We start from the raw sequence: 15,105 nt of genomic DNA, 5'->3' as shown, positions 1-15,105 counted from the left end.
GCCAGACCCGATCAGTTATCGTCCGAGCGGGGCGAGTGGCAAGCTCGGCGCGCCGGCCGCAGCGCGCTGCTCAGCCGCGGCCGCAGCGGCCGCCGCCGCAATCGGGGCGACCGCAGTGGTCGGCCTCGCCCCAGGAGGCGTATCCCGCGGCGTCCAGCCCCTCTTCGGGCACCCAGCGCACCAGCTCCGGGTCGATCTCGGCGTCGCAGTGGATGCAACGCGAGCGCTCGGCACCGGCCTCGTCGAGGCCGATCCAGACGACGACGTCACGCCCGCAGGGCATGCAGCGGGTCATGGGAATGGCACCGTCGGTCATCGATCCTGCTCCACCAGGCCGCCGAGCCCGAGGGCCTCGAGCTCGGCCCGCATGCGGGTGCGGTGGGTGGCCGACCAGTAGAGACGCCCGCAGCGGGGGCAGGCGTGAAAGGTCGCTTGCGTCTGCCAGACGTAGTCCGGCACCCGCGCGCGGGCCTGGTCCCGCGCGATCGGCTCCACGAGGCGGTTGCAGAGGAGGCAGCGGCGCAGGAAGTCGCGGCCGTCGAGCGACACCGCCGCTGCGACCTGCTGGAGCTGCTCGCGCAGGTGATCGCTGGCGATGAACACCAACGGCGGCAGCGGCGTCTCGCGACGCAGCCGGGTGTCGCGGGTCAGCACCCAGCGGTGCTCGGCCCTCGCCAGGCGCAGCAGCGAGCGCCCGCGCAGGTGCGGCCCGTAGGCGACGTCGTGGCCGAGCACGCGCAGCCAGCGCGCCAGGCGTCCGAGCATACGGTCGACGGCGAAGGTCGCCGGCGGGCCGCCCGGATCGGCGGCGACGTGCGGCTGCGACGCCGGGCCCATGCCCCGAGCTGTATCAGCCCGGCAGGTCGTCCGGCGAGAGGGCGCGGACCTGTGCGAACGGATCGCCCTTGCCGTTCGCGGCCGCCACGAGCGCACGCAGCGCCGGACCGGGATCGCTCTCGCCCGGCGCCAGCGCCTCGAAGGCGTCGAGGTCGGTGACGTAGAGCAGCGCGCCGAGGAGGCGCGCGTTGTTGGGCGGCACGAGCTCGGTCGCGCGCCCCGCCCGCTGCGCCTCCAGCGCACGGCCGGCGCGCAGCGCCAGACGTGCGCGGACGCGCTCGCGCTCCGCCTCGGGCGGGTCGGCCGCGTAGAGGCGTCGCAGCTTGGCCGCGAGGCGGCCGAGCACGACGCCGCGGGCCTGCGTCGCGCGCCACGCCTCGCGCGCGCGGGCGCAGCGGGCGGGGTCGGCGCCGGGGCCGTCGCAGAAGAAAGCGACGGCGCCGCGATGACCGGCGAAGGTGGCGGCCGACTCGTTGAAGGCCGGCTCGCCGGGCACGTACAGCGTCGCGTGGAAGAGCTCGTGCAGCACCGTCTCGACGACCCCTTCCGGGCTGGCCTCGGCGGTGCTCGACAGCAGCGGATCCGCGAACCAGCCGAGCGTGCTGAACGCGATCGCCGGCCGCACGTCGACGTCGAGGCCGCGCGCGGCGAGGCGATCCCCCGCCGCCTCCGCGTCGGCGACGTCGAAGAAGCCGCGATAGGGCACCCGTCCCGCCACCGGATACCACCAGGTGTGCGACTCGAGCCGGTCGCGCCGCGCCGCCTGGAGGACGTGCACGACGCCGCGGTCGTCGACCTCCGCGAAGGTGCCGTAGCTCTGGCCGACGCGGAACCCGAGGCGCTCGTCGGCGAAGGCGCGGGCCGCGAGCACGAGCTCGAAGCGCTCGCGCAGCGCCGGATCGAGGTCGGAGCGCGCGAGCAGGTCGGGAATGGGCTCGCGGCGCCACAGGATGCGCGCCTCCTCCCAGCCGAGACGCGCGACGTAGAGCGGCTGGCCGCAGCCCGCGACGACGACGAGCACGCCGATCAGGAAGGCGAGCCGGGGGGCGCGACGGCGGAGCACGACGCTCCCGCGTGCCACGCCGCGCTCCCACCCGCAACACACCCGCCGCTTCCGACCGTTCGGCTGCTGCGCACCGCCGCGACCTTGGCGGCGCGCAGCGGGCCGGCCAGGCTCGGCGTTCGTGTCCGACGCACCGCACGCCGCGTGCAGCGCGCCGTCGCGCCCACCAACGCCACCGCTCTCGACCTGCGCCTCCTGTTGGCAAGTGCGACGCTCCCACGCACCGTCGCGCTGATTGCGCCGCTGCTCGTCGCGGGCATGTTGCTCGCGGTTCGGCTGCCGCACCCCCTGCCGCGCGTTCCACGCGCCGAGACACGTGCCGCCTTCGCCGCCGCACGTCTGGCGCTGGGGACCGACGTGGGGCAAGTCCCTTCCCGCATGCCGCCGTCCGACCCCGGCGCCGAGGAGCCGACGCTGATCCTCCTCCCGGTTCTGCTCGCCGCGCTGGTCTTCTGGCCGACGCCGGCGCAGTTCTTCTACCGGGAGGACCTCTATCACCTGTATCGCGCGGTGAATCAGCCGTGGCCCGCGTTGCTGCTCCAGCAGCACGCCGGCCACCTGTACTCCGCGTTCAGCGCGCTGGTGGTCGCCTGCCACGCGCTCTTCGGCATGCGCGCGGACGGTTGGTTCGCCGTCCTCCTCGCGCTGCACCTGGTGAACGTCCTCCTCCTCTTCCGTCTGCTGCGCCGGACGACGGGCAGCCCGCAGCTCGCCTGCCTCGGCGCGCTCGGCTGGGCCGTCGCGCCGATGCATGCGGAAGCCATGACCTGGTTCGTGATGAGCGGCCACGTCCTCGCCACGACGTGCATCCTCGGCGTCCTCGCCAGCCTCGTCGCGTCTGCCGGGCGCCCGCCCGGGATCGCCCGCGGTCTCGCCTGGATCCTGAGCCTCCTCGTGGCATCGACCGCGAACGGCGCCGGGACGGCGGCCGCGCTCGGCCTGCCGTTCGCGGCCTGGCTCCTGCTGCCACCCGGGGCGGCCCGGCGCTGGTCCGTCGCCGTGCTCGCGACGGCCTGGCTGCCCATCGTCACCGTCATGCTCGCGAGCCGGGCGGCAGGGCATCTCCCCGGCATCGTGCCCGGGTTCACGTCCGGGCTCCCTCCTCCGAAGCACTGGCCGGCGAGCCTGCGCCTCTTCAGCGAGCTGTTGCGCCATGGCGTGACCGGGCCGCTGGTCGGGCTCGCATTGCCCCATCCGTCCCCGCGCGTCGCCTGGCTCGTCGCGCTCGCCTGGCTCGCGGCCGGCGCCGGCGCGCTGCGCATGGCCGCGAGCTCGGCGCGCCGGACGACGGCCGGGCTCCTCGTCGTAGCCCTGGCCGTCTACGGGGTGACCGCGCTGGCGCGCGGCGGCCTCTACGCGCTCCTCGCCCGCGTCGCCGGCGAAGGCGGCGCCCTCGCGCGCTACCACTACCTCGGCACGGCGCTCCTCGTCGCGGTCACCTGCCAGATCGTCGCCCTCCTGCTGTGCCGGTGGCCGCTGCCGCGGCCCGTGTTGCGCGCGGCGCCGTTCGCCGCCACCGCGGTGCTGCTGCTCGCGTGGAGCCTCACCTCGTGGCGGCTCGATCACCGCGAGATCGCCCGCGACCACCTGGCGAGGATGCATCGCCAGATCGAGGCGGCGGCGATCGCCGCGGCGCCGCCGGGCGGGATCGCCCTGCTGACGAATCAGCCTACGCCGGGGCTCGGGGGCCTCATGGGGCAAGCCGCCTTCCCCGGATGGGCCGCCGTCCTGGCGCTCACCGAGCCGGACGGCGAGATCGCCGGCCGGCACGTGCTCCTCGTCGAGCCCGACGTGACCGCGCGACTGCTCGCGGCCACGGGACGCCGCACCGCCGGCATCGTCGTCGTGCCCTGATCACGGCCGCGCGGCGGCCACGACGGGGCCGCCGGCGGTCGCCGCGTACTGGAGCCGGTAGAGCTTCGCATAGATGCCGCCGCGCGCGAGTAGCGCGGCATGGGGTCCCTCCTCCCGCAGCTCGCCCTTGTGGAAGACGAGGATGCGGTCGGCGTGCTCGATCGTGGAGAGCCGATGCGCGATGACGAGCGCCGTCCGTCCCGCGAGCAGCTTCTCGAGCGCATCCTGGATCAGCCACTCCGTCTCCGGATCGACGCTGGAGGTCGCCTCGTCCAGGACGAGGACGTCGGGCGCGTGGGCGAGCGCGCGCGCGAAGGCCAGGAGCTGGCGTTGCCCGCCGGACAGGTTGCTGCCGCGCTCGCGCACGTGCGCGTCGTAGCCGCCGAGACGCTGGACGAAGCCGTCGGCGTTGACGTGCCGCGCCGCCGTCTCGACCCGCGCGCGGTCGATGTCCGGGTGCCCCATCGACACGTTCTCGTGCACGGTGCCGCTGAAGAGGAACACGTCCTGGAGCACGACGGCGATGCGCCGGCGCAGCGCCGCCGTGTCCCACTCGCGCACGTCGATGCCGTCGACGAGGATGCGGCCGCGCTGCACGTCGTACAGGCGATCGAGGAGCTTGATGCAGGTGGTCTTGCCCGACCCCGTCGCGCCCACCAGGGCGACGTGCTCGCCGGGCGCGATGCGGAACGAGACGTCGTGCAGCACCCAGTCCTCGCCCCGGTAGGCGAACCACACGTGGTCGAAGACGATCTCGCCGCTGCGGTCGGCGGCGACGCGCCCGTGCGCCGGTGCCGGCTCCGTCGGCTGATCGAGGAGCGCGAAGATGCGCTCGGCCGCCGTCATCGACGACTGCATCACGGCGTACTTCGCGCTGAAGTCGCGAATCGGCACGAAGAACCGCTGGATGTACTGGATGAACGCGACCAGCGTGCCGACGTCGGCCAGCGACGCCTGGTGGAGCCCGGCGCCGGCGAGGAGCATGAGCGCGATCGACACGGTGCTCACCGCCTCGACCAGCGAGAAGAGCGCGGCCTCGTACTTGTTCGAGGCGTGGTTCGAGACGCGGTGATCGTCGTTGAGGCGGTCGAACTCGGCGAAGGTGCGCGCCTCGCGGGCCGACAGCGCGACCACGGCCATCCCCGAGATCGCCTCCTGGAGGAAGCCGTTGATGCGGGCGATGCGCTCGCGGATCTCGCGGTAGGTGCGCCGCGCCGCGCGACGGAAGAAGTCGATCGCCAGCGCCATCACCGGCATGAGCGCCAGGCTCACCAGGGCGAGGCGCCAGTTGATCCACAGCATGAACGCGGTGATGCCGAGGAGCTTCAGCACGTCGAGCGCGATGGTCATGGCGCCCGCCGCGAACATCTCCGTCAGCACGTCGACGTCGGTGGTGACGCGGGAGACGACCTTGCCCACGGGGTTGGTGTCGAAGAACCGCATCGGGAAGCGCTGGAGGCGCGCGAAGGTGGCGGTGCGCAGGTCGGCGAGGCTCTTCTGCGCCACGACCATCGTCAGGTACGACTGCCAGTAGAGCGACACGAGCTCGCCGACCAGCGCGCCCGCGTAGACGAGGCCGAGGTGCTGGAGGCGCGCGACCTCGCCCGCCTGTACGGCGTCGATGCCGAGCTTCATGAGGTACGGCTGCACCTCGCTGAAGAGCTGATTCACCGGCGACAGCAGCAGCGCGACCCAGAACGTGCCGCGGTAGGGGCGCACGAAGTCCCACAGCCGCCAGAGGAGCCGGCCGTCGTACGCCTTGCCGGCCGGCTCGGTGTCCGCGCCGTCGCTCAGACGGCCTCCAGCTCGGTCTCGAGCGACTGCTGGCGGAACAGGTCGGCGTAGACGCCGCCGCGCGCGAGCAGCGCGTCGTGCTCGCCCACCTCGACGACGCGGCCGTGGTCGAGGACGACGATGAGGTCCGCTTCCTTCACGGTCGTCAGGCGGTGCGCCACCAGCACCGTCGTGCGGCTGGCGAAGAAGTCGCGCAGACGGTCGAGGATCTCGCGCTCGGTCGAGGCGTCGACCATCGACAGCGCGTCGTCGAGGACGAGGATCTCGGGGCGTGCCGCGAGCACCCGCGCCAGGGTCACGCGCTGCTTCTGCCCGCCCGAGAGCGTGATGCCACGCTCGCCGACGATGGTGTCGAGGCCGCGCGGCATCTCCGCGAGGTCGCGCCGCAGCCCCGCCGCCTCCACGGCCCAGGCGACGCGGGCGGCACGGGCGCGCTCGTCGCCGGCGGCGCCGTTGGGGACGACGTCGAGCGCGAAGCCGACGTTGTCGCGGATCGAGCGCGAGAACAGGAACGGGTCCTGCGGGACGAGCCCGACGTGGCGGCGCAGCCAGGCGAGCGGCAGGTCGCGCACGTCGCGCCCGTCGATCTCGACCCGTCCGGCGTCGACGTCGAACAGCCGTGCCATCAGCTGCACCAGCGCCGTCTTCCCCGACCCGGTGCGGCCGACGATCGCGACCGTGCGTCCCGCCGGGATCTCGAGGTCGACGCCGTCGAGCGCGGGCGGGACGTGCGCGCCCGTCCCCGGATGCCGGAACGTGACGCCGCGGAAGGCGATCGTGCCCGCCCCGCCCGCGGGGACCGGGGCGTCGGGCCGGCTCGCGATCGCCGGCGCCACGGCGAGGATCTCCTCCAGCCGCTGCATGGCCGCCCGCCCGCGCTGGAGCACCGACAGCATCCAGCCGAGCGCCATGGTCGGCCACGCGAGCAGCCCGAGGTAGCCGATGAAGGCGACGAGGTCGCCGATCGTGAGTCGGCCCCGGGCGACGTGCGTGCCCCCGTACCACAGGACGACCAGCACACCGACGCTGCTCACCGAGCTCATCACCGGCCCGATGATGCCGCGCACGCGCGCCAGCCTGAGGCTCGCGTCCTTGAAGCGCGCGTTGATGGCGCCGAACGCCGCCTCCTCGTGCGGCTCGCAGGCGTACGCCTTCACGACGTGGATGCCGGCGAGGTTCTCCTGCACGCGGCTGGAGAGCTCGGCGAGCCCCTCCTGCACCCGCAGCGTCCGCTCCATGAGGATGCCGCTGCTCCGCTTCACGGCGTAGAGCGCGAGCGGATAGACCGCCAGCGCCGCGAGCGTGAGCGGTGGGTCGATGGAGAGCATGATCCCGAGCCCATAGAGGTAGTAGACGGGCGTGTTGATGAAGTTGAGGATGCCTGGACCGAGGAGCATGCGGACGGCGCTCACGTCGTTCACGAGCCGCGACATGAGATCGCCGGTGCGCCACTGCTGGTAGAAGGCCAGCGGCAGCGTCTCCAGGTGCGCGAAGAGGTCGTTGCGCAGGTCGAACTCGACGTCGCGCCCCACGTTGAAGATCATGAAACGCGAGAAGGTTCGCGCCACCGCCTGGACGAGGGCGACGACCACGATGAGCCCGAGCGTCGGGGCCACCGCGCGCAGCGGCGCGCCGCGCTGTACGTCGTCGACCACGACCTTCAGCAGCCACGGGGTGGCCATGGCCAGGCTCGTCGCCGCCAGCAGGCAGGCGATGCCGCCGGCCAGCCGCCCGCGGTACCGGCCGACGTACGCCCACAGTCGGGACATCCCCCGAGTTGTACCGATCGGGGAAGAGCCGACGCAACGTCGCGCGACGCCGCTCCGCGGCGGCGCTACGCGGGTACGCGCGCGACGGCGAGCAGCGACATGCCGACGGGCGGCCCGAACCGCCGCTCGACGCGCAACCAGGGGACGAGCCAGTCGTTGATGCGCGCCTGGAAGCCGGGCACCGTTCGCCGCCGCAGCACCCGCGCGTTCAGGAACCACCCGGGTACGCCGATCATGTTGAAGTAGCTGAGATGCTCGACGCGCAGTCCCGCCGCCTCGAGCCGGCCCGCGATCTCGTCGCGATCGTAGCGACGGTGGTGATGGATGGCGCGATCGATCGAGCCGTAGAGCGGCCGCAGGGCCGGAACGATCAGCACCACGCGGCCGCCGGGCTCGAGCATGTCGCGCATCGCACGCAGCGCCGCCGCGTCGTCCTCGATGTGCTCGAGCACGTTCGAGCACACCACCGTGTCGAACCCCTGCCGGGGCATGCCGCCCTGCGCGAGCTGAGCGAGGTCCAGCCGGCGGATCTCGACGTTGGGCTGGTCCGCGAACATGCGCTGGAGCATCTCGACGTACTCGGGATCCAGCTCGGTCGAGACCACACGCTGCCGCTTGGTGAGGAAGCGGGTGAGGAGCCCCGTCCCCGCCCCCACCTCGAGCACGCGCTCCCCGACCCACGGCGCCATCAGGTCCCAGAGGAAGGCGTTGTAGCGCCGCAGCACCTCGACCCGGCGCAGCGTCGTGAAGCCGGCGTCCTCGCGGCCGATGTCCGGCACCACGGCGAAGCGCAGGATCGTCCACACCGCGGCGACGGCGTCCTTCCATCCGATCTTCTTTCCTTCGCCGTAGCCGCGGCCGTAGTACGCGATCGGCACCTCGTAGATGCGGCAGCGCAGGCGGGCGAGCTTGGCCGTGATCTCGGGCTCGAAGCCGAAGCGGTTCGAGCGCAGCGGGACGCCGCGCAGGACGTCGGCCCGGATCGCCTTGTAGCACGTCTCCATGTCCGTGAGGTTGAGATTGGTGCAGGCGTTCGAGAGCAGCGTGAGCAGGCGATTGCCGACGGTGTGCCAGAAGAGCAGGACGCGACGCGGGCTGCCGACGAAGCGCGAGCCGAACACGGCGTCGGCGTGCCCTTCGACGATCGGCTGGAGCAGGCGCGGGTACTCGTTCGGGTCGTATTCGAGGTCGGCGTCCTGGATGATCACCACGCCGCCGGTCACGTGCGCCACGCCGGTGCGGATCGCGGCGCCCTTTCCCTGGTTCACGTCGTGGCGCAGGAAGACGATGCGCGCGTCGGGGGTGTCGGGCGTCTCGGCGCGGAAGGCGGCGAGCGCCGCCGCCGTGCCGTCGCTCGAGCAATCGTCGACGACGATCAGCTCCTTCGGGATCGGCACCGCGAGCACGCGGTCGAGAAGCGTCCGAACCGTCCCCGCCTCGTTGTAGACGGGAACGATCACCGACAGGCGCAGGCCGGACATCGCGCCGCCGTCGTCGCCCCTCGCCGCCGGAGTCTCGCGCCGCGCGTCAGCCACCGAACATCCGGGCCCAGACGGCGACGAGATCGCCGACGCTGCGATAGCCGGGCAGCGACCAGGCCACCCACAGAACGGCCGCCATGGCGAGCGCCAGCAGGGCGCCGCCGACGCGCGCGACCGGTCCCCCGGCGAAGCCGGCGAGCCGCGGCGCCGCCGCACGCGTCACCAGCAGCAGCAGCGCCCCGACGAGCCCCCAGACGACGAAGCCGGCCGCGGCGGGAGGCGCAAAGAGCGCGGGGCCGAGCACCTTCATCGGCAGCCATGCGTGCCAGAGCGCGCTCAGGAGGAAGACCGCGAGCACGGCCGCGACGCCGCCGCCGAGCGGGACGAAGACGAAGCGGTGCACCCAGTCGTGGAACGGCGCCAGCCAGCGGCGCCAGAAGTCGGCGGGGCCCGCGAGCTGCCACGGGCGGCGGAACATGGCGGGGACCGGCGTGTCCGCCAGCAGGCCGAGCCCACGGGCGACGTGTCCCACGCCGGCGGCCATGAGCCCGACGTTGGCGACCAGCCCGAGCGCCCACAGCCACAGCATCGGCCGCGAGACGTCGGCGCCCCGCGTCGCGAAGACGTCGCCGGTGCGCGTGCCGAAGAGCAGCGGGCCTGCCACCATCTCGGCCGCGCCGAGCGCGACGAGACCGAGCCCCGCCGCGCCCGCGCCCAGACGCTGCCCGAGCCCGGCCCACGTCGTCGGCACGTGCCCTCCCGGCGTGTGCCGCGCGGCGAACGACGCCGGGGTCTCGACGGGCCCCGCTTGCACGGTCGGGAAGGCGAACAGCGCGAGGAGGTATTCGCGCAGCGCACGCCCCGCCGGCGGCACCTCGACGGCATAGGCCCAGAGCCGGAGCAGGACGACCTGGGTGGCGAGCGCGAGGAAGAGCCGCTGGTCGAACGCCTCGCCGAACACGCCTTCGAACGGTAGGGCGAGCGGCGCCGCCACCACGATCAGGCACAGGACGACGGCGGCGAGAAGTGCCGGCCGGCGCGGCAGCGCGTCGACGACGAGATGGAAGACGACGGCGAAGGCGAGCGCCCCGCCCGCGAGCGCCGGCCCGACCATGCCGACGACGACGGCGAGGCTCACGACGAGCAGCACGCCGTCGCGGCCGCCCGGCGGCAGGAGCGCCGCGATCCAGCACACGAACGCCGCCAGCAGCGCGAAGGTGATGAAGCGTGCGACGGGGCCCTGCCGCATCTCCCAGAGTCGGGCCAGCAGCGCGCCCGGCACCTCCGCCAGGTCCGGCGCCCGCTGGCCGGTGCCGAACACGCGCGCCGTCACCACGGTCGGCGGCAGCAGCCCCTGGACCATGAGCTGCGTCCACACCGTGCTGCCGGCGATGAAGTGCCCGAACGCGCTCCAGCGGGCGGACCCGGGAACGTAGCCCTTCGTGCGCGAGACGTTGAACGCCGTGCCGAGGTGCACGAGCGGGATGCCGAGGCGCTCGCCCACCTCGACGAAGTGCCTGCGCTCGACGTCGTCGAGCGGTCGTGACGCGGGCGGCACCGGGCCGATGGCGAGCACCAGACGCCCGCCCGCCGCCGCGACCTCGTCGCGCATCGCCTCGAGGAGCGCGGGTACGAGGTCGTGGACGCGCTGGCTCTCGAGATCGAGGTCGACCTGGCTCGGCAGCGGAAGGTTGACGTACGGGATGGGCGAGCCGACCCGGGTGGGCGTGCCGGTGACGAGGCGCCAGAGCTGCGACACCGCGGCGAGCCCCTGTGGCGGTGCCGGCGCCGGATCGCGCGACGCGGCCGGCAGCGGATACGGCATGAGACGCCCCTGGAGCACCTGGAGGAACGGCTTGCGGTTGACGCGCGGGTTGTGCGCCGCGAGGAGGGTCGGCGACAGCGCCGCCGTCTCGAAGTTCGGCGTGACGACGACGACGACCGCGTCCGGCTGGTACTCGAGCGCGCCGCCGCGCAGCAGCGCGAGCTGGTTGTCGAGCGCGTATCCGCCGGTCGCGAAGCTCAGCACCTCGACGCGGTCGCCGCGGTTGGCGTCGGCCATCTCCTCCATCACCCGCGCCATGCGCAGCTCGGGCGGCACGCCGACGCCTTCGGGCCCGTTGCCGCCGAGCAGCAGGACGCGCGCGACGCCCGGCGGCTTCGCGCGCGGCCGCGCCGGATCGAGCCCGCCGTCGGCCGTGACGGCGACCGGGGCCGCGCGCATCGCCGCGATCTCGCAGACGCGCGCCCAGCCCGTCAGGTCGGGCAGGTGGCGCCAGCCGAGGCTCGCGTCGTCCGTGTAGAAGAGTCCCGGGGCCGCCGTGCAGACGCGGTCGCCGTGGATGCGCGCCGCCAGCTCGGCGACGACGAGCGACAGGACGAGGCCGCAGGCGGCGAAGAGCAGTCGTGGCAGCGTCATCGGCGAGGGTCGTGGCTTCTACCGCATCACGCTCCCGAGCGGCAAAAGGCGCGCGGACCCCGTGTCGGGCGCCACGGCGAGGTGCAGAAAGCCCGCGCCGGCTTGACAGTCTGCGAAGGCCCCGGTTAACACCTGCGTCATGCGCCATGCGCCCGGTCGACGCGGGGCACGCCTCGCGTGGCCCGTCCTGTGCTTCCTGGCCGTCTTCGCCTCCGGCTGTCTGACGCTCACGTCGACGCTGCGCCCCGATGGCTCCGGCACCATCGACCTGCGCTACCGTCTGCCCGAGGAGGCGACCGTCGCCACCGAGAAGGCACGCTTCACGTCGCCGCACTTCACCCTCGCCGACGTCACCGTCGACACGGTGAAGAAGGAAGCGCACGTGAAGGGCACCCTCGACGAAGCCACCAAGCTCTCGAGCGTGCCGTTCTTCAAAAACGTCGCGGTCACGCGGACACAGGAGGGCGACGAGTCGCAGCTCACCTTCGTCGTCACGCAGGAGAAGCCGATCGAGCTGCCGCCGGGCCAGCCGGGCCCCGACATCACGCTCACGCTTCCCGGCCCGGTGACGGCCGCCGAGCCGAAGGCGAACGCCGAGACGAACGGCGACACCGTCAGGTGGCGCTTCCCGCTCGACGAGTTCGCGCGCGCCAAGACCACCACGCTCGTCGTGCGCTGGAAGGGCGCCGCCGAGGCGAAGCCTGAAGCGAAGCCCGAAGCGAACTCCGACGACACGGCCGAGCCCGCAGCGAAGCCCAACGCCGACGCCACGCCCCCGACGCCCGCTGCCCCCTGACTGCCGCGCACGGCCGCGGCGCGCTTGACGCCCTCGGTCGCCGCCTGTCATCACGACCCGGCCACCAGCGGCCGCCCCTCGCCATCCCCCCATGCCCTTCAAGCAGTACCTGCGCTCCGAGATCACCCACGGTCTCGACGAGACCTACACCGAAGAGCACTGGGCGAAGAGCACGCCCGGCAAGGCGTACTACGACGTCCACCTGTCGACCATCGAGAACCACGAGATGGCGGCGCCGCTCTTCCGCGAGTTCCTCGGCCAGGGCGGGATGCGCGTGCTCGAGTCGGGCTGCGGAACCGGCCGCTGGATGGCGTTCTTCGAGAAGCTCGGGAACCGGGCCTACGGCGTCGACGACAGCCCGGGCCCGCTGCGCGTCGCGCGCGAACACGATCCCGACATGCTGCTCGCGCGCGCCAACGTGCTGCACAAGCCCTTTCGCGACGGCGTCTTCGACGCGGTCTTCTCGTCGTACGTGGCCGAGCACTTCGAGGACGGGCCCGAGATCCTGTTCCGTGAGATCCACCGGGTGCTGAAGCCCGGCGGCCTCTTCTTCATGGTGGTGCCGTTCAACAATACCTTCCGGCGCTTCGTGACCAACCCGATGCTGCGGGCCTTCTACGCGATCTGGAAGCTGCGCGGGAAAGGCCTCGGCTTCACCGAGTTCCGCTACACGCAGGCCGAAGTCGACGGCTTCCTGCGCGCCACCGACTTCGACGTCCTGCGCGTGGCGCCCGACGACTACTATCTGCCCTGGTCGAAGGGGCTGTTCGTCGACCTCTGCGACGTCGGCTCGTTCGTGCACTACGAGCACAAGCCGCCGTACGAGTTCGGGCGCTTCGGGCAGACGGTCATCCGCACCATCCAGCGCGCGGGCATCTGGCACTCCTGCGAGGGCATCTTCTACGTCGCCCGGGCACGGAAGTGAGCGGAGCGCGGACGTGGGAACGCCCGTCCGCCGCGCGCTCTGGCCGCTGCTCGCCGCGCTGACGCTGCTCGCCGCCTGCGGGCGGCCGTCCCACCCGCCGAACGTGATCGTGCTCGTGCTCGACACGATGCGGGCCGACCGGCTCGCGGCGTGGGGCGCGAAGCGCACGGTGGCGCCCTTCGTCGATTCGCTCGCCGCCCGCGGCACCGCCTTCCGCCACGCCTACGCGCAGACGTCGTGGACGAGCGGCTCGGTCGCGTCGATCATCACCTCGCGCTACCTGCTGCAGCACGGCGTCACCGGCTTCAACAAGAAGCTGGCCGACGACGAATCGACGCTCGCCGAGGTGCTCCAGCTCGCCGGCTACCGCACCTGTGGGCTGTCCGCCAACGCGCTCGTCACGCGCAGCCTCGGCTTCGCGCAGGGCTACGACCACTACCAGGCGTTCCCGCTCGCGAAGAACGAGAAGCCGAAGTACCTCTGGTTCCCGGCGCGGGCCGACACCGTCAACGCGAAGGCGCTCGAGTGGATCGACCAGCAACCGAAGGGCGTCCCGCTGTTCCTGTACCTCCAGTACATGGAGCCGCACACGCCCTACGACCCGCCCGCCGAGGCGCTCGCGCGGCTGCGCGGCAACCGCGAGACGCCATCGGCCGACGACGTCAACGCGGCGGCCTGGGTCGGCGACCTCTTCCCGCCGTCACCGGAGATGATGGAGGCGATCCAGGACTACTACGACGCCTCGATCATGGCGATGGACGCCCAGATCGCCGCGCTCTTCGAGCAGCTCGGCAAGCGCGGCCTGCTCGAGAACGCCCTGATCGTCGTCACCGCCGACCACGGGGAGGAGTTTCGCGAGCACGGCATCATGGGCCACGGCAAGTCGCTCTACGACACCGTCGTCCGCGTGCCGCTCGTCATCGTGCCGCCGGGCAGCACGACGCCGATCGCCCGCGACGAGGTCGTCCAGCTGGTCGACGTCGCGCCGACGATCCTCGACTGGTCCGGCATCGAGCGGCCGCCCTCGTACGAGGGCCACTCGCTGCGGCCGTGGACCGTGAGCGGCTGGCGCGCCTGGTTCGCCGGCAAGCCACCGCCGGCTCGCGCGGCCCTGAGCGAGCTCGAGCGTCTCATCAGGTCGGACGTGGCCACGAAGCACCATCGCGCGCTGCTCGATCCCGAGCGCCGCAAGATCATCCGTCCGTTCGACGATTCGCCGCTGTGGTTCGACCAGCGAGCCGATCCGGGCGAGACCGATCCCGACGCGCTGACGCCGGCCGAGCGCGAGACGCTGAGCGGCGGCCTCGACGCCCTGATCGCCACGCTCCAGCCCCGTGCGGGCAGTGCGCAGACGATGGAGCTCGACGCCGAGACCCGCGAGCGCCTGAAGGCGCTCGGCTACGCCCACTAGGGGCGGCGCTCAGCGCTTCTCGGCGACCAGCAGCATCTGCTTGCCCAGGAGCCGTTGCGCCAGCGGCATGCGCAGATAGAGCCGCACGAGGAACGGCCACGTCGGCAGGTGGCCCTTCGTCGAGTACGGCAGGAACCGTGGCCGCACCTCGACGACGTGCAGCCCCGCGAGGCCGAGCGCCTCCGCCATCGCCCCGTCGCTGAGCGGCAGATGGTGGTCGAAGAAGTCCCAGTACTCGCGGTAGGCGTACTTGACGTTCGGCTGGAGGACGACGATCCGCCCGCCGACGCGCAGCACGCGCCGGGCTTCGCGCAGTGCCGCCAGCACGTCCGTCTTCGCCAGGAAGTGCTCGAACACGTTGCTGGCGAAGACGACGTCGACGCTGGCGTCGGGGAGCCAGCCGAGATCGCCGGCGGAGCCGCGGTGCACCTCGACGCCCGCCGCCGCGGCCTGATCGACGTGCTCGCCCATGTCCACGGCGATGCGCCGCCCGGCGCGGATGTGGTTCACGAACTCGCAGAGCCCTGCGCCGACGTCGAGCACGGTATCGTCGGAGCGCACGTAGCGCTGGAAGAAGTCCGCGCACAGCACGGCCCACAGCCGAGCCTTCGCCGCCCGCTCGGCGGGGGGGAACCGCTGATCGTAGAGTGCACGCAGATCCTGCGCGCTCGTCGCGGCGGAGGCGGTACCCACGATCCCGTGAGTGTAGGTGGGGGGCTTCCGGGTGGCAACGCACGGCCGGCCGCGGCTTGCGCG

General features: G+C 72.8%; 12 protein-coding genes. 4 read left to right on the top strand and 8 right to left on the bottom strand.

The features are described 5' to 3' along the window. Positions 1–70: 70 nt before the first annotated feature. Genes KIT14_17620 through KIT14_17610 form a run of 3 tightly spaced genes read right to left on the bottom strand, consistent with a single transcriptional unit; the run spans position 71 to position 1,900 of the window. On the bottom strand, positions 71–316 hold the full coding sequence (locus KIT14_17620) for a hypothetical protein (protein ID MCW5892344.1): 246 nt from the start codon (positions 314–316) through the stop codon (positions 71–73). Then, complete coding sequence (locus KIT14_17615; GenBank protein MCW5892343.1) at positions 313–837, bottom strand: Mut7-C RNAse domain-containing protein; 525 nt, start codon at positions 835–837, stop codon at positions 313–315. Before KIT14_17615 ends, KIT14_17620 begins: the two co-directional genes overlap by 4 nt. 13 nt (positions 838–850) lie before the next feature. Next, positions 851–1,900: an aminopeptidase gene (locus KIT14_17610; protein ID MCW5892342.1), complete on the bottom strand. Its 1,050-nt coding sequence runs from the start codon at positions 1,898–1,900 to the stop codon at positions 851–853. 144 nt (positions 1,901–2,044) lie between these two features. Between KIT14_17610 and KIT14_17605 the strand changes: the two genes are divergently transcribed. Next, positions 2,045–3,754, top strand: a complete 1,710-nt coding sequence (locus KIT14_17605; protein ID MCW5892341.1) for a hypothetical protein — start codon at positions 2,045–2,047, stop codon at positions 3,752–3,754. Here KIT14_17605 and KIT14_17600 read toward each other — a convergent pair whose 3' ends face one another. The 4 genes from KIT14_17600 to KIT14_17585 form a co-directional block, all read right to left on the bottom strand. After that, positions 3,755–5,548: an ABC transporter ATP-binding protein gene (locus KIT14_17600; GenBank protein ID MCW5892340.1), complete on the bottom strand. Its 1,794-nt coding sequence runs from the start codon at positions 5,546–5,548 to the stop codon at positions 3,755–3,757. Further along, complete coding sequence (locus tag KIT14_17595) at positions 5,545–7,317, bottom strand: ABC transporter ATP-binding protein (GenBank protein MCW5892339.1); 1,773 nt, start codon at positions 7,315–7,317, stop codon at positions 5,545–5,547. Before KIT14_17595 ends, KIT14_17600 begins: the two co-directional genes overlap by 4 nt. A gap of 65 nt (positions 7,318–7,382) precedes the next feature. Then, positions 7,383–8,852 (bottom strand): glycosyltransferase, encoded by a 1,470-nt coding sequence (locus tag KIT14_17590; GenBank protein ID MCW5892338.1) that lies wholly within the window; start codon positions 8,850–8,852, stop codon positions 7,383–7,385. Then, positions 8,845–11,217, bottom strand: coding sequence for a hypothetical protein (locus tag KIT14_17585; GenBank protein MCW5892337.1), 2,373 nt, complete (start codon positions 11,215–11,217; stop codon positions 8,845–8,847). The genes KIT14_17590 and KIT14_17585 overlap by 8 nt, the downstream gene beginning before the upstream one ends. Positions 11,218–11,356: 139 nt before the next feature. On the opposite strand from KIT14_17585, the gene KIT14_17580 reads away from it, so the two are divergent. The 3 genes from KIT14_17580 (at position 11,357) to KIT14_17570 (ending at position 14,349) form a co-directional block, all read left to right on the top strand. Continuing rightward, positions 11,357–12,013, top strand: coding sequence for a hypothetical protein (locus tag KIT14_17580; GenBank protein ID MCW5892336.1), 657 nt, complete (start codon positions 11,357–11,359; stop codon positions 12,011–12,013). A 91-nt stretch (positions 12,014–12,104) separates the two neighbouring features. After that, positions 12,105–12,938 carry a class I SAM-dependent methyltransferase gene (locus tag KIT14_17575; protein MCW5892335.1) on the top strand — a complete coding sequence of 278 codons (834 nt, stop codon included), beginning with the start codon at positions 12,105–12,107 and terminating at the stop codon, positions 12,936–12,938. Positions 12,939–12,951: 13 nt separating this feature from the next. Continuing rightward, the gene (locus KIT14_17570) at positions 12,952–14,349 is read left to right on the top strand and encodes a sulfatase (GenBank protein ID MCW5892334.1); all 1,398 of its coding nucleotides are present in this window, start codon (positions 12,952–12,954) and stop codon (positions 14,347–14,349) included. Positions 14,350–14,358: 9 nt separating this feature from the next. Here the strand turns inward: KIT14_17570 and KIT14_17565 are convergent, their stop codons facing one another. Further along, entirely contained in the window at positions 14,359–15,042 is a 684-nt protein-coding gene (locus KIT14_17565) for a methyltransferase domain-containing protein (protein ID MCW5892333.1), read from the bottom strand. Positions 15,043–15,105: the final 63 nt, after the last annotated feature.

The organism is bacterium, from assembly GCA_026129405.1.
Taxonomy (GTDB): domain Bacteria; phylum Desulfobacterota; class Binatia; order DP-6; family DP-6; genus JAHCID01.
This window is presented reverse-complemented; position numbering and strand designations above follow the sequence as displayed.

Excerpts from the sequence above, each read along its gene's own strand:
- KIT14_17620 (MCW5892344.1), bottom strand. The coding sequence starts at position 316 with ATGACCGACGGTGCCATTCCCATGACCCGCTGCATGCCCTGCGGGCGT.
- KIT14_17575 (MCW5892335.1), top strand. The coding sequence starts at position 12,105 with ATGCCCTTCAAGCAGTACCTGCGCTCCGAGATCACCCACGGTCTCGAC.
- KIT14_17595 (MCW5892339.1), bottom strand. The coding sequence starts at position 7,317 with ATGTCCCGACTGTGGGCGTACGTCGGCCGGTACCGCGGGCGGCTGGCC.
- KIT14_17585 (MCW5892337.1), bottom strand. The coding sequence starts at position 11,217 with ATGACGCTGCCACGACTGCTCTTCGCCGCCTGCGGCCTCGTCCTGTCG.
- KIT14_17580 (MCW5892336.1), top strand. The coding sequence starts at position 11,357 with ATGCGCCATGCGCCCGGTCGACGCGGGGCACGCCTCGCGTGGCCCGTC.
- KIT14_17615 (MCW5892343.1), bottom strand. The coding sequence starts at position 837 with ATGGGCCCGGCGTCGCAGCCGCACGTCGCCGCCGATCCGGGCGGCCCG.